This window comes from Acinetobacter sp. YH01009 (assembly GCF_013420765.1).
In the GTDB taxonomy this organism is placed as follows: Bacteria; Pseudomonadota; Gammaproteobacteria; order Pseudomonadales; family Moraxellaceae; genus Acinetobacter; species Acinetobacter amyesii.
In genome coordinates, this window is record NZ_VOYE01000008.1 from 58,233 (window position 1) to 81,394 (window position 23,162).

Annotated in this window: 17 protein-coding genes; 3 read left to right on the forward strand and 14 right to left on the reverse strand. The window is 40.0% G+C overall.

All coding sequences use genetic code 11. The features are described from left to right. Positions 1 to 301: 301 nt before the first annotated feature. Together FTT76_RS09710 and FTT76_RS09715 are read left to right on the forward strand one after the other, a co-directional pair. Positions 302 to 1,168, forward strand: coding sequence for a lysophospholipid acyltransferase family protein (locus FTT76_RS09710; protein ID WP_180117991.1), 867 nt, complete (start codon positions 302 to 304; stop codon positions 1,166 to 1,168). 125 nt (positions 1,169 to 1,293) lie between these two features. After that, positions 1,294 to 1,515, forward strand: a complete 222-nt coding sequence (locus tag FTT76_RS09715) for a hypothetical protein (RefSeq protein ID WP_180163269.1) — start codon at positions 1,294 to 1,296, stop codon at positions 1,513 to 1,515. Between the two features lie 81 nt (positions 1,516 to 1,596). On the opposite strand, the gene pseI is transcribed toward FTT76_RS09715, so the two are convergent. From pseI to FTT76_RS09785, 14 genes are all read right to left on the reverse strand, one after another. Beyond that, positions 1,597 to 2,652, reverse strand: coding sequence for a pseudaminic acid synthase (pseI, locus tag FTT76_RS09720; RefSeq protein WP_180163270.1), 1,056 nt, complete (start codon positions 2,650 to 2,652; stop codon positions 1,597 to 1,599). Continuing rightward, positions 2,652 to 4,172: a UDP-2,4-diacetamido-2,4,6-trideoxy-beta-L-altropyranose hydrolase gene (pseG, locus tag FTT76_RS09725; protein WP_180163271.1), complete on the reverse strand. Its 1,521-nt coding sequence runs from the start codon at positions 4,170 to 4,172 to the stop codon at positions 2,652 to 2,654. The genes pseI and pseG overlap by 1 nt, the downstream gene beginning before the upstream one ends. 10 nt (positions 4,173 to 4,182) lie before the next feature. Further along, entirely contained in the window at positions 4,183 to 6,228 is a 2,046-nt protein-coding gene (locus tag FTT76_RS09730) for an aminotransferase class III-fold pyridoxal phosphate-dependent enzyme (RefSeq protein ID WP_180163272.1), read from the reverse strand. A 10-nt stretch (positions 6,229 to 6,238) separates the two neighbouring features. Beyond that, on the reverse strand, positions 6,239 to 7,105 hold the full coding sequence (locus FTT76_RS09735; RefSeq protein WP_180163273.1) for an aldo/keto reductase: 867 nt from the start codon (positions 7,103 to 7,105) through the stop codon (positions 6,239 to 6,241). Continuing rightward, the gene (gene pseC / locus FTT76_RS09740; RefSeq protein WP_180164872.1) at positions 7,102 to 8,271 is read right to left on the reverse strand and encodes a UDP-4-amino-4,6-dideoxy-N-acetyl-beta-L-altrosamine transaminase; all 1,170 of its coding nucleotides are present in this window, start codon (positions 8,269 to 8,271) and stop codon (positions 7,102 to 7,104) included. Before pseC ends, FTT76_RS09735 begins: the two co-directional genes overlap by 4 nt. Positions 8,272 to 8,325: 54 nt before the next feature. Continuing rightward, positions 8,326 to 9,339: a UDP-N-acetylglucosamine 4,6-dehydratase (inverting) gene (gene pseB, locus FTT76_RS09745; protein ID WP_180163275.1), complete on the reverse strand. Its 1,014-nt coding sequence runs from the start codon at positions 9,337 to 9,339 to the stop codon at positions 8,326 to 8,328. Next, positions 9,329 to 10,360 carry a hypothetical protein gene (locus FTT76_RS09750; RefSeq protein ID WP_180164874.1) on the reverse strand — a complete coding sequence of 344 codons (1,032 nt, stop codon included), beginning with the start codon at positions 10,358 to 10,360 and terminating at the stop codon, positions 9,329 to 9,331. The genes pseB and FTT76_RS09750 overlap by 11 nt, the downstream gene beginning before the upstream one ends. 39 nt (positions 10,361 to 10,399) lie before the next feature. Next, positions 10,400 to 11,437 (reverse strand): ELM1/GtrOC1 family putative glycosyltransferase, encoded by a 1,038-nt coding sequence (locus FTT76_RS09755; RefSeq protein WP_180163277.1) that lies wholly within the window; start codon positions 11,435 to 11,437, stop codon positions 10,400 to 10,402. After that, entirely contained in the window at positions 11,430 to 12,422 is a 993-nt protein-coding gene (locus FTT76_RS09760; protein WP_180163278.1) for a glycosyltransferase, read from the reverse strand. Before FTT76_RS09760 ends, FTT76_RS09755 begins: the two co-directional genes overlap by 8 nt. 14 nt (positions 12,423 to 12,436) lie before the next feature. Then, complete coding sequence (locus FTT76_RS09765) at positions 12,437 to 13,246, reverse strand: polysaccharide deacetylase family protein (RefSeq protein WP_180164876.1); 810 nt, start codon at positions 13,244 to 13,246, stop codon at positions 12,437 to 12,439. A gap of 12 nt (positions 13,247 to 13,258) precedes the next feature. Then, positions 13,259 to 14,149, reverse strand: a complete 891-nt coding sequence (locus FTT76_RS09770) for an ELM1/GtrOC1 family putative glycosyltransferase (RefSeq protein ID WP_180163280.1) — start codon at positions 14,147 to 14,149, stop codon at positions 13,259 to 13,261. An 83-nt stretch (positions 14,150 to 14,232) separates the two neighbouring features. After that, positions 14,233 to 15,159 carry a branched-chain amino acid transaminase gene (locus tag FTT76_RS09775; RefSeq protein ID WP_180163281.1) on the reverse strand — a complete coding sequence of 309 codons (927 nt, stop codon included), beginning with the start codon at positions 15,157 to 15,159 and terminating at the stop codon, positions 14,233 to 14,235. A gap of 18 nt (positions 15,160 to 15,177) precedes the next feature. Beyond that, positions 15,178 to 17,937: a bifunctional [glutamate--ammonia ligase]-adenylyl-L-tyrosine phosphorylase/[glutamate--ammonia-ligase] adenylyltransferase gene (gene glnE / locus FTT76_RS09780; protein WP_180190425.1), complete on the reverse strand. Its 2,760-nt coding sequence runs from the start codon at positions 17,935 to 17,937 to the stop codon at positions 15,178 to 15,180. A 92-nt stretch (positions 17,938 to 18,029) separates the two neighbouring features. Next, complete coding sequence (locus FTT76_RS09785) at positions 18,030 to 19,316, reverse strand: sensor histidine kinase KdpD (protein ID WP_180024557.1); 1,287 nt, start codon at positions 19,314 to 19,316, stop codon at positions 18,030 to 18,032. Between the two features lie 1,122 nt (positions 19,317 to 20,438). On the opposite strand from FTT76_RS09785, the gene FTT76_RS09790 reads away from it, so the two are divergent. Further along, on the forward strand, positions 20,439 to 22,673 hold the full coding sequence (locus tag FTT76_RS09790) for an NADP-dependent isocitrate dehydrogenase (protein WP_180190426.1): 2,235 nt from the start codon (positions 20,439 to 20,441) through the stop codon (positions 22,671 to 22,673). Positions 22,674 to 23,162 lie beyond the last annotated feature (489 nt).

Genomic DNA, 23,162 nt, shown 5'->3' on the forward strand with positions numbered 1-23,162 from the left:
ATTTAGATTTTAAGGTTCAAAAAACCCTGCGCTATGCAGGGTTTTTTTATTTCAACCTACAAAAGGTGGTCGAAAACCTACAAAACATAAATTAAAGATTTGATTTACTTTGCTAATATCAAAACGCTTCAAGTACGTTATGATGTTTCACTACATCCTTTGAGCAATGGACAGCTCAATTTTCCACTTCCAATTATTTTGTTTTTAGATTCAGATCTTTTTGTACTTTTCACTGAATAAGTCCGGTCTCTTGGCAAAATTTATTTTATTCCATGCTGTAAATTTTGAGACCTTGTGATCCATGTACTTTATGTTCAAAATCATCGCGCTATTGCCACTTTGGCTGTTACAAAACTTGGCTTTGATGATCGCGTTTATTCTTAATCTATTTAATTCATCGATCAAACGTATCACTAGCATCAATATTCAACTGGCCTACCCAGACTTGTCCGAGACAGCGCAGAGACAGCTCGTCAGCCAAAGTATCCGAAGCCAATGCCTGACCTATATTGAATTTATTAAATGTTGGGGGATGCCGCCAAGTTATAGCCTGAGCTTATTGAAAAACATTTATGGTGAAAATATCCTCACGGAAGCACTTGCGAATAAAAAAGGTGTCATTGTTGTGGTTCCGCATTTTGGCTGCTGGGAACTACTCAATGCATGGCTGAACTTGTATACAGAACCGATGATTATGTATAAACCGAATAAAAATAAAGGGATCAATCGTTATCTGTTAGAAGCACGTGAGAAGTTTAATGCAACCTTAGTCCCGACAGATGAAACAGGGATCCGTGCCATTTTTAAACATTTGAAACAAGGTGGACTAACAGTCATTTTACCTGACCATTTGCCAAAGGCTTCAGGCGGCATATATTCCAATTTTTTTGGGCAAAATACTTTATCGATCACGCTGGTTTCAAAGCTTGCTGCAAAAACCCAATGTAATGTCATCGGCTTAAGTTGTATTCGACAACCCAACTTAAGGCACTTTGATGTGCATTGCCAAACCTTAGCAGAAGAGATTTCCTCTAAAGATTTACAATGCTCAGTCGACGCACTGAACATCGCGATGCAAGACATCATTAACCAAGCACCAGAACAGTATATCTGGTCTTATAAACGCTTTCGGGTCTGCTTTGGCAATATCAATATGTACCGCAAATAAAGGTGATCTAAGAACATCTCAACCTTTAGAGGTGTGTTCCACAGGCTTGAATTAATCTTATTCAATTGAGATCGATTATCGACAGTGGCATAATAGCCTCAATTTCCACTTTAAGTGATTCTCCTATGGCTATGCGTCCTGAAGTCCGTCGTCGTGCAATCGTGTTGATTGTTTTTTCTGTCGTACAATGGTTGTTCATGCGCTACATTTTAGCCAATGAATTATTCAACTTAACCACCTATAACCGTATTGTTTTATTCTGTGTCAGCAGCCTTGCAGGTGCATTATTAATCTTTGTCGGTTTGATTTATATGGTATTGAAAGGTAATGCGGATAAAGCTGAATAAACTAAAATATCGAATTCTGTATGTAATATTGAGGGAAAAAGAAATTTTTCTTATTCCCCCTATCAAATTGTAAATTCAATATTATTCAATCAAAGCCCAAGCTGCTGGTGTTCCCTTCTCAATAGCAATGCGTGCTTTTTTGCCAATCAGGTTCTGATAAAACCGCGGGTGCAAACCAAAACCTGGACGTACTACACGTAGATTGTCTACTGTCAGCACTTCACCTGCCTTAACATCTTCCGAAAAATATACAGAACGCTTAAACATTAAAGATTTTTGTTCAGCTGCTGTAGGTCCATATTGAACAGACCCCAGACTTTGCCAAGCACGTTCAGACTCAACCACCAACGATTTTAACTCAGCGGGTTCAAGCGAAAATGCACTGTCTACACCGCCATCTGCACGATTTAAAGTAAAATGCTTTTCAACAACTGTAGCACCATGTGCAACTGCTGCAACAGATACTCCAACCCCCATCGTATGATCAGATAAACCAATTTGGCAATCGAACATTTGTTTTAAATGTGGAATCGTCAAGACATTGGTATTGTTTGGAGAAGCAGGATAAGTACTTGTACATTTGAGTAAAATCAAATCTTTACAGCCCGCAGCTCGCGCTGTTTTCACTGCTTCCTCAATATCGGATAAAGTTGCCATACCCGTGGAAATAATCATTGGTTTACCTGTTTTCGCCACTTTTTCAATCAACGGCAAATGATTATTTTCAAATGATGCAATTTTATATGCAGGAACATTCAAGCTTTCAAGGAAATCAACAGCACTCTCATCAAACGGCGAACTGAAACACAGCATGCCATGCTTTTCAGCACGCTCCATAATTGGCTTGTGCCATTCCCATGGCGTATATGCTTTTTGATATAAATCATGCAGATTACTGCCATCCCACAGACTATTTTTATCTTCTATTAAAAAATCTTTATTGCGGACATTCAAAGTAATTGTATCTGCGGTATAGGTCTGCAATTTTAATGCATGTGCGCCTGCCTCGGCGGCTGCATCCACAATTTCAAATGCCCGTTCCAATGATTGATTATGATTGCCAGACATTTCAGCAATAATAAATGGTGTATGATCAGCACCAATTGCACGGTGTCCAATATGAATCACTGAATTCATCAAGATCTCTCTATATTTTTCAAATAAGTCGTTGATTTTTTTTGATAGCCCGCATTGATAAACAAATGATGGGATGACTGATTTTCAGCAAGTACTACCGCATTGATCAGCTTGATTTGTATATGGTTATACTGAAGATAATGCTCAGCTTGCTGCAGCATTTCAAGTGCATTTCCACTACCTTTAGCATCGGGAACACAATAAATGGAAATTTCTGCACTTATTCCACTAAAATCAAATCGAATCACACCCACAGGTTCAGAAGCTAATTCTGCAATCAGAATAATCCGATCCGTACTCAGCAAAGTCTGTTCAAACCACTGCTGATGACTTTCTAGTGGAATAATCTCAGTATGACGTGAAACCAATCGTATTGAATCATGATTGCGCCACATCCAAAGCGAATGGCTATCAGATAACTCAGCCTTGCGCACCTGAACGGAATATATTCCCATGGCACGTAACACCCGTTGTACACCACGCCCATCTACTGTTTGCCATGATGTTTGGGCTATACGTTGGCGTGCCAATGGATTATCAATCATTCCCATAACAGCCTGACGAATGGATACTACATTATTCCAGTCAATAATAGGCGAATCAATTAGGCTCTGTAATGCTGCATGTTTAGTCAACAATTGCTGATTTGTTGCCACTGCTATGGCTAGGCTAGGCAGTCCCAAAGCACAACGTTCCCAACTTGCTGAACCTCCTGCTCCAATCGCCATATCGGCCTGTAGCATTAATGTCGCCATCTCAGTGCTATTGATATGACACTCATAATGGTACTGTTTACACACGCCCTGAATATACAATAAATCAGGATGCTGTGCCCCCACGACAACAATCAATTGATATTGTAAGGAAAAATTTGAATGATCAAGGCTTCTTAATAATTTTCCGGTGTAATTATCCTTATCCATCCCTCCAAAAAAAACCATGATTTTTTTGACTTTCACTGTAAAAGCTAGCTGTTTTTTGTGACGAGCAATTCGGAATTCATCTCTTAATAATGCATAGCGCGCACCCAATAATAATTGGGTTTTTACCGGAACTTTATTGTGATAGCGATTTGCTAAATCCAGATATTGGTTCTGATCCAATAAAAGATCACAATCGTGAATACGATCTGCAAGGTCATCAATCACCATGATCTTATCCACGGCTGGACGTAGTATTCTCTCCCAGCGCTGGTCCAATGCATAATGATCAACGATCAACCATTCTATTGTTTGATGATAATCCTGAAGGATCTGTAGTGTTTTCTCAGCATCATCCTGTTGAGATACCCCCAACCAGGCACTATGAAATAATTCATCACTGGCTGCAGACTGTTCTTTCAGCATACTCAGCTGAAATCCTCTGTCCACAATCAGTTTTTTTAAATAATCGGTAATATGTCTGACGACAAATCGTATTTGTGCACCATGCTGTGCCAAAGCATCGGCCAGACACAGACACCGTATGATATGCCCAGAACCAATATGCACTGAAGCATCAGCACGAAATACGACCTGCATAATCAACCTATTAATTTAATCGTTTAAAACCAGCATGACAAATAGGGCCATTCAATAAAGAATGTACATCACGACCATCTTCACACTCTTTGATTAATGCAAACACTGGATCCAATGCCTCAAAATAGCCATTTACAATATCATCAGTATGTTTGGTACAAACATAAATGGCATTGCTAGCCAAATACCCTTTTTTCAACATTTCCTGAGTAATCAGCGTCTTATAGGCAAGCATATTATCACTATTTAAGGAAAAGCTCGTCAATGCAGGTAAACCGCTTGTTAAAACATTTAAGCCATGCTTTTGACCCAACTGCTTCCATCGCTCATTAATTTTTAAGCCTGTCTGAGTAATCATATCCCACGAATGGTTTTTTTCCATGACTTCCAATGTTTTTAACGCAGCACTTGGTCCTATACGTTCTGTCCAGAAGGTACTACTGATAAATGTAGTCTGTGCAGCTTCCATAATTTCTTTACGACCAATGGTTGCGGTAATTGCATAACCATTACCCAACGCTTTACCAAACATGGCCATGTCAGGCTCTACGCCATATAGTTTATGTAATCCACCAAAGGTTTGTCTAAATCCTGAAGTACATTCATCAAAAATTAGTACAATTCCTTTTGCTGTCGCTAAATCCCGAACTTTTTGTAAAAAGCCATCTTCAGGACCATGATTACGTGATACTTCCATTTTTATCACACCAATATCATGCTGGTTCACCAAGGCTTCCAACTCATCATAACGGTTATAATTAAAAGGAAAAACAGTACCGCGTAAATTTTCAGGCACACCATTAGGCTCCAAGCCTGGTAATAAATGCCCCGCCAGATTTTTTTCATCACCCAGGTTTGCGGCAAGATACCAATCATGCCAGCCATGATAGCCACAAATAGCAACTTTACTTTTGCCGCTTGCTGCACGGGCAATACGAATCGCCAATGCATTGGCCTCACCGCCTGAACGGGCGAAACGTACCATATCAGCCCAAGGATGTAACTCGATTAACTTTTCCGCGAGATACACTTCCTCAGGACAGTTTAAAGTAGACATATTTCCTGCTGCTACGGTTTGACGCACTGCCTCATCTACCTCAGGATCACCATAACCTAAGGTGTTGGTCCCTACACCCATAATGGTCATATCCGTATAGGCTATACCATCAAGATCCCATACTGTACAACCTTCGGCCCGACTGAAATATGCTGGCCATTGTTCTGGCAAAAACATTTCTGGTCGCTTAGAGAGCAACATATTGCCCCCTGCAATGACACTTTTAGCACGCTTCCAAAGTTTTTGACCTGTGCTCATCGTTGCTCCTTCATTTCGAATCAAATGCTGGTTTGCTGCGAAAATTTGAGGCTGAGTCTGGCGCAGTTCCAATACTTCAGTCCAACTGAATTCAATACGAGGATGAAAATGCTGAAAAACTTTTTCTACAACATCAAAATCGGTTTGTTCATCGACTGTCCAACGCTCATCAGAATAATCTGTTGTAGAGCAATAACTATCAACTTTAAATAAGCCTGAATTACGTAAAAACGGAGTAACATGTTCTTGGTCAAACGGGCTTTCAGCCTGTCGCCATGCTTTTTCAAGTGCCTGAAATGAAAATACTTCTGTATCAAGTCCATCAGGAAAACTTGCAGGTGAACAGTTACTCACATAGTCGGCATGACTTGACAGATATTTATCAATCACCTGATCGACAAGTTGTGCATCAATTAAAGGACAATCACCTGTAATCCGGATAACAACATCTGCCTGAGCTTGCACAGCTGTCTGATAAAAGCGATCAAGGACATTATTTTCATCGCCTTGATATACCGAATATCCCATCCCCATCACATGTTCCGCCAAGGGCACATTTATTTGATTTTGTGCAGTGGCAAGCCATATTTGATTAATATATTTTGATGCTGACAAACGCTTCAAAAGTATTTCAATCATTGGAACACCCTGAATCGGGCACATCACTTTATTGGGTAAACGGGTGGAACCCATACGGGCCTGTACAATTGCGATAATACGTAATGAGTGAACCTGTGACATATTTTCCAACTTATTTATTCAGTTGCCAACGTGAAGGCTCTATCAGTGCCTTATCTGAAATTGCCCAGTGTTGCCAATCGGTATCGATCTGTACGCGGGCACTTTCCACAATTTGTTGCAGCTGAGCTTCGCTGTCCACTCCAACAATAATGTTTTCAACTTCTGTAATTCCATTCAAAAATGCAATTGCAGCCGCAATCGGCTCAATATTCTTTTCATTACACCATTTATGCCATGCAGACAAATATTTAGTCCACGGTTGAAAATATGCAGGAATATTTTCCTCAGGCATCAACAACAAACCTTGTAAAAAAACCGAACGAGTATGTACCCGAATACCCAGCTCATTAAGCTTTTGTAACCAGCCAGACTGAATCAAACGCTGATCAAAAATATTCAAAGGGCTTTGAATTAAATCGGGCTTCCATATTGGAATAATCTGCTCAAGTTCGACAGGATTATAGATCGAAATACCCACTGCTTTTAGCCAACCTCGATCAACAGCATGCTGCAGAGCCTGCTGCAACACCACACCTTGTGACTCAACAATGTCTAATGAGCGATGTAATAATAATGCATCAAGCTGTTTTAAGTTTAGTCGCTGTAAAGAGGCCTGAATTTGTGTCTCCACCCATTCATTTACGTCTACATTTTCAGGTAATGGAGGGAGTTTGGAAACAATATTAAACTGTTCTACCCCTGCCTGCCCTAGGCACGCTTCACTGTTGCCATAGGCAATTGCTGTATCCAAAGTTCGAATACCCACTGTATGAGCCAAAGCTAAAATATTTTTAACTTCAGTCAGACTGACCTGTCCAGAAGCATTGGCAACGCCATAACTCAAACCAAACTGAACAGTTCCCAACCCCAGTTTCATTGAGCAATTCCTGTCAAAATCTGAGATAAGGTATTCACCACCTGGTCTTGCTGAGCATCTGTCAAAGTTGCATACAAAGGTAGTGAAATACAGCGTTTGTAATAATATTCACTATGAGGAAAATCTCCCCATTTAAAACCAAGCGCCTGGAAATCAGGTTGGGTATGTACAGGAATATAATGTACATTTACCCCTATTCCCAAACGTCGTAATTCACCAAAGATAAATTTACGGTCCAATGATGTCCTGGATTCATCCAATTGAATCACATATAAATGTAATCCCGAATAATCACGCCCAGAATGCTGCGGTAAAATGACCGGTAAATCTGCCAACAACGCATCATATCTGTGCGCGAGTTCATGGCGACGTGCAACCCACTCATCCAAATGAGTCAATTGTGTTGTACCCAAAGCAGCCTGCAATTCGGTCATACGATAATTAAAACCCAGTTGCTGTTGTTCGTAGTACCAGGGACCATGACTCTCTTCAAGCAATTGATCTGCATCACGGGTGATGCCATGTGAACGATACAGTTGCATCTGTGTGGCGAGTTCCGGATCATTGGTGACTGCCATCCCACCTTCTGCGGTGGTAATAATTTTAACAGGATGGAAGCTGAAGACTGTAATATCACTATATTTTCCGCACCCTATGATTGTGTCCTGATATCGACCACCAATCGCATGAGATGCGTCTTCAATAATTTTAAAATTATATTGTTTTGATAATGCGTATATTTTTTCCATATCACAGGATAAGCCTGAAAAATGGACAGGAATCACCACCTTGGGTAAACAACCTTTCTGTTCTGCCTGCTTTAATTTTTCTTCAAGTTTTTCAGGCGACAAGTTAAATGTCAGTGGATCTATATCAACAAAATCGATTTTTGCCCCACAATAACGGGCACAATTTGCACTTGCAACGAATGTATTTGGTGTCGTCCAAACATAATCTCCTTCCTTGACACCTAATGCTAGGCAGGCAATATGCAATGCTGAGGTTGCACTATTGACTGCAACCGCATATTTGGCACCACAATAATTTGCAATACTTTGCTCAAACTGTGGAACAGCTGGGCCCTGCGTCAGAAAATCAGATTTTAAAACAGCGACAACCGCCGCAATATCTTCATCAGAAATGGTTTGGCGACCATAAGGTATCATGTTCTGGACTCTAAATGGTGCCTGACTCAGCACATGAAATCAGGCGAATAAATTTTAAATTTTAAATGATGAATCAACATGTTGAACAATTAATTCACGAATTTCCTCTACACTTAAAAACTCAGTATTGGTGCCAGAGTTATAGCAGAAGCCCTCAGGAACTTTGACCACACCTTCTTTCTCTGCATATTTTTTCCCTAGCACTTGATCAGCAGAAGGTAAAATTGCAAAGTAACGTCCCAAATCATAAGTATTGAAACTGTCACTTTCAGTGATCATTTCTTCATGTACTTTTTCACCAGGTCGAATACCAACAACAGGATGTTCTGCTTCAGGTGCAATCGCTTCTGCGACATCAGTAATTCGGTAAGATGGAATTTTGGGTACTAAAACCTCGCCGCCCAATGCATGTTGAATTGCCCACAACACCATATCCACACCATCATCTAGAGAGATGTTAAAACGTGTCATTGCTGTATCTGTAATCGGTAACACCCCACTTTTCTTCTTACCGAGGAAAAATGGAATAACAGAACCACGACTGCCCATAACATTGCCATAACGAACAACGCTGAAACGCATTTCACGTGGGCCTTTAATATTATTTGCTGCTACAAATAACTTATCTGAACACAACTTTGTTGCACCATATAAGTTAATTGGTGCTGCGGCTTTATCTGTAGAGAGTGCAACAACATTTTTTACGTTGGAATCTAGACAGGCTTCAATCAGATTCTGAGCGCCAAGAATGTTTGTTTTAATACATTCAAATGGATTGTATTCAGCAGCAGGAACCTGCTTCAAAGCAGCTGCATGCACAACAATATCAATGCCTTCCAATGCTCGGCGAATTCTGGCCTCATCACGAATATCACCAATGAAATAACGAATCATTGGATATTCAGCTTCACTAAAAGTCTGGCTCATTTCAAATTGTTTGAGCTCATCGCGGCTAAAGATGACAACACGTTTGATTTCTGGATAGTCCGTAAGAATACGCTTCACAAACGCTTTACCAAATGAACCTGTACCACCTGTGATTAAAATAGATTTCGCATTAAGCGACATTGTTAATTTCCTTAGTAATATCCTGAATGAAAATTCCCCGTTGAGCAAAGTCCTCATAAATGATTTCTAATCGTTTAGCCACACTCGTTTCCATCCAGGGCTGAGGAATTGCCAAGACTTCAAAGTGACAATCATACAGCATTGCCAAGGTGTTTAAAGCAGAAGAACAGAAACTCGATATCTTTTTTGGATAAATTTTATTCTGAAATAAAGCGAGTTCCACTGCACTGTCAAATTGCACAAATGTGATGTTCAATTCTTTAAATTCTGACTGAAAATATGCAAAATCTTCAAACCGGTGTAGAACATATAAAACCTGACTTTCCTGATAATAATTAGCCATAGCCCGAATCAGATGTTTTTCTTGTTCTGTGTTGACAACGGCACCAGCTATTGCTGAACCAATAAACATCACCTCAGTATTCACACCACAATTAACACTATCTACATGCTGTTTAATACAACGATAATCATTCGGAATGACTTTTTCTAATGGCCATTGCATTTCTGTATATGCTGTAAAGAAATAAGCATTTTTTGCATACTGCAAATCAATCTTTCTAAGCAATACGTGGTCGTACCATTGTGGCTGATGCTTTTGATAAAGCACCTGACCACTGAGTTCCTGAGCTAGAATCAATGATGCATTACCATCATCAAGAAAGATAGTTTTTTCCGCTTTCAACTGATTGGCAAAGTGTGCCCGTATTTTAAATGGGTAGCCCAAATATAAACGATGAACACTTCCCAACGTAGTCAGTACAGATGACAACATCCATGAGTAAAATAATTTAAAAGCCTTGGTGTGCTGATAAATATAGGTTTCAGACCATTCGGCATCAAGCATCTGACACATTTGCTGATATTCAACCGATTTTGCCCAAATCACAAAAATATGTGTTTTATCCTGTAAATGAAAACGATCTCTTGCTTCTATTGCATTTAATAACTGTAGCGGGGACCCCACTACGAAAACGATCGTATTTTCATTTACATGGTCGAGCATCGCAGGCTCCTGCATAAATCACTCACATTCAGAAGAATTAATTTATTTTATTGATTATTTTAAGCCATTTTTTAAAATTTGACTGAATAATTGGGTATGTGATTTTAAATCCAGCTGTTTAAGCAAATCACGTAGTACAACCGGAGAGGCTAAATGCCATAAAATAAGTTGCTTCTGTTGTTGCAAAAAATCCAGTTGCTGCTGAATATCTGCATCTGATATGCTCTCGGCTTCCATAACAATCAAATTTTGTTCAGCCATAATCACCTCAGCGACCATGGAAGTTGAATCAGGGCTTGCCAAAACCCAGTCTGCGGCTTTAATAAAGTCTTTTACATCACAGCTCTGCCCTTGTGCGACCCATACAAATTGATCATTCTTATGGATAATGTTTGCTTGCTGCAATACTTGTTCCAAAGATTTTTCAAAGACGATTGGAGTACGCCGGGAGGAGCTCAATAAAATTCTTGCCTGTGGATATTGTGCGCGAATTTCCAATAAAGCCTGTCCCCATTTTTCCACCGATCCTATTTTTACAGTTTTTGTATCTGCCCCCAGTAAAACAGTAATTACCTGTTCATTTTCCTCAATCCCCAGGTGCTGACGTGACTGAGTTTGTGTTAATGGCAATGCTGTCATTTTGTTGGGCGCAATCGGATAATAAACATAATGAGGAAATTGTTTTTGTTCTTTATGAATAGTAAATACAACATCAAACAATCGTGCTGGGATCCCATGTAAAGAACTTGCAACAATATTTTGAGTTTTATTCTGTTCACAGAAATACTGTTTCAATAAAGCATTTACCACAAGCGTGTTTCCACCCGATGAAACAATATAACGTATCGTTCGATTATGAAGCCGAGACCATTCTTCCTGAGTTATAAAGTATTTGAGCCAAGCAGTATTACAGGAAAATTTGAGTAAAAATCTTAAATAACGGTAAAGCCATTTATCAGGAAGTTTAATTGTAATCCATTTTACTTCGAATTCATTGGATGCATTAAGCAACTGTACCAAACCCTGCGTCTGTGTTTCATGACCCGCTTTACCATCAGAGATCGCCAATATGAATGGCTTCACTTCATTCATCAAGTACTGATCCATAAACTTTTTCAATATTATCAATCATACCATCCAGTACCAATTGCTCTTTAGCAAATTCAAATACAGGCTGGTGATCCATTTGAATTTGTCCAAAATCATTCAAAGCTTTCTGTATTAACAAATGCAATGCCGGGACGTCATTTTCAGGACATAAATATTGCTGCGGTAAAATAACAGCCATTGCTCCAACTGCAGTTGAAATCATGGGTGTTTCACACAATAACGCTTCCACCATGGTATAAGGACAACCTTCATAATGAGAAGACATAACATAAAGCGAAGCCTGTTGCATTAAGCTGGTGATATCCGTTCGATAACCTAATAATTTAACAGTATCATTCAAATGATTATCACTGATGAGCCGTTCCAGTTTTTCCTGCTCAAAACCTTCTCCAGCAATCCATAATTCAGCATTTTCGATACCTTTCCACGCCTGAATTAAAATATCAAAACCTTTAACAGGCACCAATCGTCCCACAGCCAAAACAATCGGCTGTGCAGGTTTTTTGATCGTAGGATTTAAAATAGGCGGAACAATCCCATTCAGGACAACACATTTATTTGGATGATTTAATACTTCTGCTGCATTTGGGCTAACGGCAATCACCGCATCAAAATTCTTAAACATTTTTGTGTTTTTCTTACGGCTATGCAGCGTTGCAACACTTTTTTGTTTAAGGAATGGCAACAATCCCCCAACCATGACAGCTGCCTTGTTACCATGCACATGAACGATATCGGGATTTAATGTTTTTAAGGCTTGATATAGTTGATATAAAACCCACAGATTACGGCGACTTTTGCTCAGATCAACTGCAATAAAATTAAGCGGCACCAAACGTGCTCGGTATTTTTCATGCGCAATTACTGTAACAACATGTCCATGTTGAGTTAAGCCCTGTGCCAATTCAACTACATGTTTTTCTAAACCACCCTCTTCATCACCGGCCATGACCAAACAAATATGCATGATTCTTCTCTCTGTTATAATCCACGCTGACCAAGTTTCAAACGGCATTTCACTGCCAACATCGAATCTTTACCACTAATTTTGATCCGTTGTAATTGCATAAAGTCAGGACTGAGACCATCAATCCCCTCTTTGGTGGTCACAGCATTACTATAACCTGCTTCCTTTGCCAGACATACATCACGATTCGAATAAATACCAAAAGGATAAGCAAAACTACTCACAGACGTACCAATTAATTGCTCTAATTGTTTTTTAGATTCTGTAAGTTCAAACACGCATCCTGCATCATCTAATTTATCCAAATTGGCATGCGTCAAAGTATGCGAACCAATTTCAACAAGACCACTATGTGCCAAATACTGAACTTGCTCATCATTCAGTTTAGGTTCTCGCGCTAACTCACCGCTATTGTGATGAGCTTTTTTATAGGTTGACCAGTCTCGGTCATGACGATCCACCACTACATAGATCGTCGCTTTAGCTTGATATTTTTCTAAGATTGGATAAGCATTTTCCAAATTATCCAGATAACCGTCATCAAATGTGATGGCAACAGTTTTTTCCGGATGCTGTCCCCAGTTTTGTTGCAACTCATGCATCGTCACAAAATAAAAACCCTCGGCTTTCATCCAAGCCACTTGCTTCTCAAACTCTTCAGGTTTCACCCTCAACTTATTAAATTTTGCACCATCAATGTGTTCGCGTACCATGTGATACATTAAGACGCGCGGTCTTTTCCAATCTACCGCTGGTTTCCACCATGCATATTTAAGACTAAATGCAATCATCAAAACCAACAGAAAAATGAATATATAAATCACGGTTACGACCAGTTATTTTGTCAAAAGATATGTTGCCACACGATCCGCTTCTTTAAAAGCACTAGGTTCAGTCAATTCCGAACTTGAAGTTGATAAAGAAACCAAACCCTTTTGCAAAATCAAATCCACCGAACCTGTAATACGGTCCTCTTTCAAACGATCAATTTGAATCACCCCGACTTTACACCCCGCAGTCAGTGCCTCATAAATCATCGACACACTATCCCCTGTCACCCAGACGGCTTCGGCTTTTTGCATTTCCTTAAAAATCCAACCTTGCGGCGTTTGTTCCACTGGATAAATCTGAAGTTGCGCAGAAAAATTTTGTTGTTCCAATACGTTCAAAAATGCCTTCGGTGTACGACGAGAGGTGGTTAATATAATTTCTGCTTCTGGGTTATCTGCGGTTATGTGTTGGATTGAGTTAAGTACTTTTGCATCATTCCATTGATGGCGTTTCGACGAGCCACCTAAGGCAATCAAAATTCGCCCTTGCTGATGGCGCTGTTCATTCACAATTGGATTTAATGCACCTTGAGTGACCAACACTTTTTTGGATGCAGTAACCCCATCATGTTCTGGAATCACCGCATAATCAAACAAAGCAAAAGGTAGACTTGGTTTCATTAAAATAACGGTTTTAGCTTGTCGATAAACTTGTCCGAATAACCATACACGAAAATGAGTATGACTCCCGACACCAAAAATATAATTCGGCGCCTGATCCACACCTGCGACTTGATGACGAAATAGACCCGACAGCAATGTGCCGATCGGTAAATCATCAATTGAAATTTCTTGAAAAGTAACAGTCGATGTATATTGACGCTGCATAGCTTTAAATAACCCTAAGGCTTGTGAGCAATGTCCGGCTTTACCATCACTGACATAAACAATATGCATAGTCACTTTCCAATCTTTCAATAATCTAGGGCCATAAAAAAAGGCGAAACTTTCATTTCGCCTTTCCATCTTAACCGATCAACTTATTTTACGTAAGTTAACCAGTGTGCATATTTAGGGTCTTTACCCTGAACAGCATTAAAGAATGCAGTTTGAATTTGCTCAGTAATTGGGCCACGACGACCTTCACCAATTTGACGATCATCATATTCACGGATTGGCGTCACTTCAGCAGCAGTACCTGTGAAGAATGCTTCATCTGCAATGTAGAATTCGTCACGTGTAATACGACGTTCAACTACTTCAAAACCAAGGTCTTTCGCAATCGTAATAATGGTTTGACGGGTAATACCATCAAGTGCACCACCCGCGATGTCAGGAGTATGAATCACACCATCACGAACTAAGAATACGTTTTCGCCTGAACCTTGACATACATAACCTTGTGGGTCGAGTAACATTGCTTCGTCATAGCCAGCATGTGCCACTTCTTGGTGTGCAAGAATTGACAAAGTATAGTTACCAGATGCTTTTGCTTTACACATGGTCACGTTTGGATGATGGTGCGTAAATGAAGACGTTTTAACACGAATACCCTTCGCCATCGCTTCATCACCAAGGTAAGCACCCCAGCTCCATGCAGCAACAACAGCATGAATTGTATTGTCAGTTGCTGCAATACCTAATTTTTCTGAACCAATAAAAATAATTGGACGTAGGTAGCAAGAAGCCAATTTGTTTTCACGAACCACATCAATTTGAGCTTGTTCTAATGCTGCATGATCAAATGGGACTTTCATTTGATAAATTTTTGCAGAATTTAATAAACGCTTAGTGTGTTCTTTTAAACGGAAAATAGCCGTTCCATTCGGAGTTTCATAAGCACGGACGCCTTCAAACACACCCATGCTGTAATGCAATGTATGTGTTAATACGTGAGTTTTCGCCTCACGCCAATCAACCAATTGTCCATCTTGCCAAATAAAACCATCACGATCAGCCAAGTTCATGGCACACACTCCAAATTTTTATACACAGTCATTTTTATCCAATGCAAACGTTGCAGTTGGATCAATTAATCTTTGCCATAGCTTGCAAACGACCACTCGGGTATCGTGCCAATCGTCAGCTGAAACTTGCATGGATTGATTCGCAAGTGCTAAACGGTGGCTCTCGGCTCGTTCACGGAGATAAGCTTGAATCAATGCTGTCGCATCGGCGCTGGATAAGCAATCCGTTCTTGCGGCATCCTCAAGGATTCGTACGTTGTCAGAGTAATGGGCGAGATCGGGATTCGACCCACTCCATGCTAATACTGCATACTGTGCCATAAATTCGATGTCAACGATACCACCTGCATCTTGTTTTAAATGAAAAATTCCATCTTTTTGCTGCTCTTTAGAAGAACCTAGATGGTCTTTCATTTTTTGGCGCATTTTGAGCACTTCTGCACGAACATTGTTCTCATCTCGTGGCTGAGTCAAAATATTGCAGCGCAAGTTTTCAATTTCAATCCGTAAACTGTGCTCACCTGCAATCGTTCTGGCACGTACTAAAGCTTGATGCTCCCAGACCCAAGCATTTTTATGTTGATATTGCTCAAAGGCTTTTAAGCTGGTCACCAATAACCCCGCCTCTCCCGAAGGTCGTAAACGTGTATCCACTTCATACACTCGACCATCTAGGGTTTGCGTGGTCATTAAGGACATAAATTTTTGTGCAACCCGCATGGCAAATTCAAAGCCACTAATTGGTTTCTGTCCATCGGTATCGGCTTGTTCGTCCATATAGTGAATAAACACCAAATCCAAGTCCGAACCATAACCCAGCTCGATGCCACCCACCTTGCCATAACCAATTACCGCGAAAGCCGTGTGATCAATCGAACAACGCTGCCCTTCTGCATCGATTGGATAGCCATGTTTTTTGGCAACAATTTGATATGCCAAATGCAAGGTTGCATTCACCGACACTTCAGCAATATCGGTCAATGCATCCGATACTTTCATCAATGGACTTTCTGCCAAAACATCGCTGGCCGCAACAGCTAAGACATTGGATTTTTTAAACAATCGAAGAACACGCATTTGGTCTTCAACTTGATCAATTTCAATTCGAAGCAATTGCTGACGTAGAGAATCTTCCAAATCTTTACGTTTTGGCAGCTCAAAATCCATCGACAAAAACTCGTCCAACAGCACGGGATAATGCGTCAATTCTTCGCAGATCCAAGGACTGACTGTCGCCATTTTCACTAATCGTTGTAATGCCCCTTTGCTCTCAATCAGCATCACCAAATAGACCGTACGGCGCAGCACCGACTCCACCAAAGGCATGAGACGTAGTAAGGCCACCTGAGGTTTATCTGACTGTAATATCGCCTCAATGAGATGTGGCCAAAAGGTTTTTAAACGCTGTACTGCTTTGGCAGGTAATTTTTTCAGCGCATGTCCATACCAAAATTCGTGAATTAAATTTTTGGCATCATCATCTAAAACATCGTTCAACTGGGCTTCTAAATGACTAAAACTTTCCAGTAACGGATCGGGTTCTTTTTCTTTAATAAGATGCTCAAATTGGTAAATGACTTTGGCGCGTTTCTGATTGAGCACATGCAAAAAATCATCCCAGGTCGCAAAACCTAAAGTATCTAAGATACGTTGGCGAGGTTCAGGCTCATGTGGCAACGATTGGGTTTGCTGATCATTGAGTGCTTGAATCGCATGTTCAATACGACGTAAAAATAAATACGCATCTTCTAAATCAGCAACTGCGGTTTTTTCTAATAATCCGACTTCGCCTAAATGATGCAGACTCACTAAACATTGACGGTCTTGCAGCTCGAGTTTTGAACCTCCATAGATGAGCTGAAAAACTTGAACAATAAACTCTACTTCACGAATTCCGCCTGCACCGAGTTTAATGTCATCTTCGATATTACGACGTAGCACTTCACGTTCGATCATGGCTTTCATTTCACGCATGGCTTCGAAAGCGGTGTAATCGACATATTTTCGGAAGACGAAAGGTCGGGTCATTTCCAGTAACTCGGCGCCTTCTTTACCGCCCGTGACGATACGTGCCTTAATCCAGGCATAGCGTTCCCATTCTCGGCCATGCTGGCTTAAGTATTTTTCTAATGCCGCATGACTGATTGCCAAGGCAGAACCATCACCCCATGGGCGTAGACGCATATCTACACGGAAGACAAAGCCGTCTGCAGTAATATGGTCAAGCAGGTAAATTAATTTTTGTCCCCATAAAATACAGAACTGTTGTACATCGATACATTTTCGACCGTTGGTTTCGCCTTGTTCATCAAAGGCAAATATAAGATCAATATCACTTGAAAGATTAAGTTCCTGTGCACCAAGTTTTCCCATGGCAACCACAATTAGGTCTTGAACTTTCCCCTTATAGCCTAGCGGTTCGCCATATTTCGCAATCAACGGATTCAGCGCAAAATCTTTTGCCGCACAGATGGACGCATCGGCAAAGTCTGAAAGCTCTCGAGTTAAGGTGACGACATCGGTGAGTTGATTGGCTTCTTGCCAAATCCAACGAAACATCAGACGTGCGCGCAGCACACGAATTGCACGCATCCAGCTATTTTCATCTTGGATATCGGCAAGGCTGCTTGCGACAAAATGTTGAATTTGTGCTGTACTGAGCGAGGTTTGAAACTGATCAATTGCATAGTCTTGTTCTAAACTGGCCTGATGGATTCCGAGCACCTGTTCAGCATATTGACTGGCACGTAATGTTTTCTGCAATTGCTCCGTATTCATTTCACAAACCCTAGCGTGATTTTTTTCTAGTTATAACAGTTGATAACGCTTAGGGAAAAGTATTTTTAGGCTTTTATACCAATAGATGCGTATTAAAGTTCACTTAAGGTCGCATCTTTCTGTGCACTGCTGCTCTCGGTATTTAGGGTTTGATGCAGGCTCGTCGCCTGTGGCAACCAGACTTTAAATTGTGTGCCTTCACCTTCTTTCGAGTTCACCACAATTTCACCCTGATTTAAGTCCACAAAACGTTTACAAAGGACTAAACCCAACCCCGTACCACGTTCTCCTGCCGTACCTTTAATACTAACCGTCAGTTTTTGCTGAAATAAATCATCAATCTGAGCTTGGGTCATCCCCAATCCAGTATCTTGAATGGTGAATACAACCCGTTCTCCATCTCGATCGGCTGAAATCGTCACCACACCTCTACCATCGGTATGGGTAAATTTCAATGCGTTTGACACCAAGTTTTGCATCACTGATGTGATCATATTGATATCTGCATTGACTTTAATACCTTCAGGCACGGCATTGATCAGTCGAATATTTTTCTTCACAGCCAAGCTATTTAAGACATCACTTACGATTTTTGCAGACTGATGTAAATCAAAATTAATCGGGTGATAAACAAAGCGACCACCTTCTGCCATAGCCCAGTTTAATAAGCTTTCTAAAAGGTTATACGTCGACTGTGTGGTGTCATATAAATAGTCTGCAATATTTTGCACACTCGAATCATCTAAGGTATGACGCTCCTGTGCCAAAACTTCAGAAAATCCAAGTAGACCATGAAAAGGGGCTCTTAAATCATGCGCAATAATTTGGAAAAATTTAGTCTTACTAAAATTCAGTGCCGACTGCTGTTCATAGGCTTCTTTTAATTCGGCATTTTCAACACGAAGTTGAATAATATTGACTAGACTTTGTACAAATTCTTCAACGATCTTTAATTGTTTGGCTTCAAATGCAGTGACTTGATCATCGAATAAAATAACTTTACCGATAGATTCTTGATCATACTTTAAATCGAAAGCGACTAAACGCTGATGCCCTAAACCCAGTTCTTGCATATAGTCGGAATAAGCTTGGTAATTTTCAGCGTCTCGGTCTATACGAGAATGTTCAGCAAAAAACTGATCTAGACGATCATCATCAGCTTCGGCCATAAAGGCCTTAAATATGTGCTCTGACGCATACCATATATAAGGTTCATTTTTAAATGCGAGGACAGCATTATCGACTTGCACAATACCACGCGCGAACTTTAAAAATTCTGCAATGCGGTTGTCGTCCGTATAAACCCCCATCAATAAAGACAAACGACAGGCAGTTAATAATTCGGTTTGTGTACCAATATCCAGTAAACGTAAAGCCATCCCGTTGCTCTCCTCAGGGTTTATCTTAAAGATAAAAACCAACTGTTCTGTTCAAGATTAATAGCAAAAATAGCCCAAACACTCAATAACAAAACCCAACAAAAAAATAAACATCATTTACGAATGCGCTATTTAATCGAACTTTCATCCAATTAGAAAATAAAAATATCTATAAAGAACATAACATTAAAGGTAAAACAAAAATTAAAACAATAAAATTAAAAACTTAAATTAATTTAAATTTTATTAACTGTTTATTTTAAATCGTACTTTTCGCGTTTTATGCAAACTAAAAACATGACTAAAAGAAATATTCACTTACATAAGACCTAAAAAACTGGGTTTAATTTTCTTTAACTCCATCACAAAAAATAGTGAGTTTTATGACTATTCTATGACCAGATTGCTCATCAGGATGCTCGTTTCAGTCAGCTACACTAAATGAATCTATTTTTAAGTTTTTCTATTAGACTAATTTATTAGTTTTTATCAGTTGTGTGTGTCATTTGAGCATTAAACCATACTTGCTTGCTTTTACTTTATTAAACTGAGCTAAAGATTCGTTTCATGCTTCTACTGTACATGAACTCATTCACCCAAATGACTGAAGCTAAAAAATAGCCATGCCTTATTCATCAGATATATAAGTTATCGCATAAACATTCCGCGAACGTTCAAAGTCAAACGTAGCATCAAACTCACGTCGTTCTTTAATAAAGTCCCCAATCCTGACTAATTTTCGAACTTCCGCACCAAATCTACACCTAAAAGTTAAGGCATTCGGTTTGACCTATCAAACGCTTTACTTTACAACTAAAACTCGAACGAGCCATAAAGAACAGATCAGCCCCAAAAAAATGATATAAATTTAATTGTTCAATAGCTTTAAGCTATGAATAACAAGCTTTCAATATTTCCCTTCTCGGTTTTGCGCTAAAATTGGGCGTCAAACTGCACTTCTTTTGTATCATTTTTCTACGAAATGACCACATCACAGGATCTTGCGTTGACTGAAAAGCAATGAACCCCGATACTTTCATAGTTTTATTTAAGCAAATCGGTTCATAGAGGCGAGCCACAAGCTCGGACCTCAAAGACACAATCTAAAGCAAGGGGCTATATATGGCTGGTGGAAAGTCAACTATCATCTACACACTGACCGACGAGGCGCCATTATTGGCGACTTACTCTCTGCTGCCGATCATTGAAACCTTTACTAAACCTGCTGGCGTTGAAATCGTTAAACGCGATATCTCAGTTGCAGCACGTGTACTCGCTGAATTTTCAGACTATCTAAGCGAAGAACAAAAGGTGCCAAATAACTTGGCAGAGCTTGGACAATTAACCCAAGATCCAAGCACAAACATTATCAAACTTCCGAACATCAGTGCTTCAGTTGGCCAATTAACTGCTTGCATTAAAGAATTACAGTCCAAAGGTTTTGCAATTCCGAACTACCCAGAAAACCCAGCGACTGAGGAAGAAAAAGAAATCAAGGCGCGTTATAGTAAATGCTTAGGTTCTGCTGTAAACCCTGTACTTCGTGAAGGTAACTCTGACCGTCGTGCGCCTACTGCAGTAAAAAATTACGCGAAGAAACATCCGCACTCTATGAGCGAATGGAAACAGTGGTCACAAACTCACGTTTCTCACATGGACGAAGGTGACTTCTACCACGGCGAAAAGTCGATGACTTTAGACCGCGCTCGCAATGTAAAAATGGAATTGATCACGAAGTCTGGTGAAACTGTTGTTCTTAAGCCAAAAGTTGCGCTTCAAGAAGGCGAAATCATCGACTCAATGTTCATGAGCAAAAAAGCACTTTGCGACTTCTATGAAAAAGAATTAGATGATTGTAAAGAAGCAGGCATTTTGTTCTCTCTACACGTAAAAGCGACCATGATGAAGGTGTCTCACCCAATCGTTTTCGGTCACTGTGTGAAGATTTACTACAAAGATGCATTCGAAAAACACGGCAAATTGTTTGATGAGTTAGGTATTAACATCAACAACGGTATGTCTGGTCTTTACGAAAAAATTGAAACTCTTCCGACTTCTCTTCGTGAAGAAATCATTGCTGACTTACATGCTTGCCAAGAACACCGTCCTGCACTTGCAATGGTTGATTCTGCAAAAGGCATCACTAACTTCCACTCACCTAATGACGTCATTGTAGATGCATCTATGCCTGCAATGATCCGTGCGGGTGGTAAAATGTGGGGTGCTGATGGCAAACAATACGATGCTAAAGCTGTAATGCCTGAATCTACTTTCGCGCGTATCTACCAAGAAATGATCAATTTCTGTAAATGGAATGGTAACTTTGACCCACGTACTATGGGTACAGTTCCAAACGTTGGTTTGATGGCGCAAAAAGCTGAAGAATACGGCTCACACGACAAAACTTTTGAAATCGCTGAAGCGGGTGTTGCAAACATCACTGACCTAGAAACTGGTGAAGTGTTGATGTCACAAAACGTAGAAGAAGGCGATATCTGGCGTATGTGCCAAGTGAAAGACGCTCCAATCCGTGACTGGGTGAAACTTGCTGTGACTCGTGCACGCAACTCAGGCATGCCTGCGATCTTCTGGCTTGACCCGTACCGTCCACACGAAAACGAACTCATCAAGAAAGTTCAAACTTACTTGAAAGAGCACGACACTACTGGTTTAGACATTCAAATCATGTCTCAAGTACGTGCTATGCGTTATACACTTGAACGTGTTGCTCGTGGCCTAGATACAATTTCTGTAACTGGTAACATCCTACGTGATTACCTCACAGACTTGTTCCCAATCATGGAATTGGGTACTTCTGCGAAAATGCTTTCTATCGTGCCTCTAATGGCTGGTGGCGGCATGTATGAAACTGGTGCGGGTGGTTCTGCGCCTAAACACGTACAACAACTTGTAGAAGAAAACCACTTACGTTGGGATTCTTTAGGTGAGTTCTTGGCGCTTGCTGTTTCTCTAGAAGAAATGGGCATCAAAGAAGACAACGCGAAAGCTAAACTTCTTGCAAATACGCTTGATGCTGCGACTGGTAAATTGCTTGACAATGACAAGTCTCCATCACGTCGTACTGGCGAACTAGACAACCGTGGCAGCCACTTCTACCTTGCTAAATACTGGGCTGAAGAACTTGCTGCGCAAGACGAAGATGCAGATCTTAAAGCGAAATTCGCTCCTCTTGCTCAAGCACTTGCTGAAAACGAAGAAAAAATCGTTGCAGAACTTGCTGAAGTTCAAGGTAAAGCTGCGGACATCGGTGGTTACTACGCTGTAGATACAGCAAAAGTAAATGCTGTAATGCGTCCAAGCGCAACTTTGAATGCTGCTCTTGAGGCTGCTCAATAAGTTGATGCAAAACTAACTTAAGTTAATGATGTAAAAAACCAGCGCCGAAGCGCTGGTTTTTTTATACCCTCATTTATATAGTGTTATGCCAACTATTTCATTTAATGCTTAGATCTAAATTTTATGAATGTGAGTGATCAAAGATTAGGATTTTTCATTCAACTATAGTTTTTTGGTGTTTCGGTAGTCATGTTATGTATTCGACTCAATAAATTGTTTTATTCCTATGACAGTAGGTTATCAAACCAATTAAATGATTAAAACAGAGATATTATTGCTAAAGTTGATCGAATTCAGCTATATGAAATTAAAGAATATTAGGTAATATTAGCCAATATAATTTTAGAATTTACGCAGAATTAAAATGGTAAAAAAAGACAGAATAGCTATCGTCATAACTGTAATATATTCACTGTTTCCTTTACTGCTTCTATTTGATGGAACTACGGAAGAATTTGTAATTTTTCTGCTACCAATTTTTCTATACTG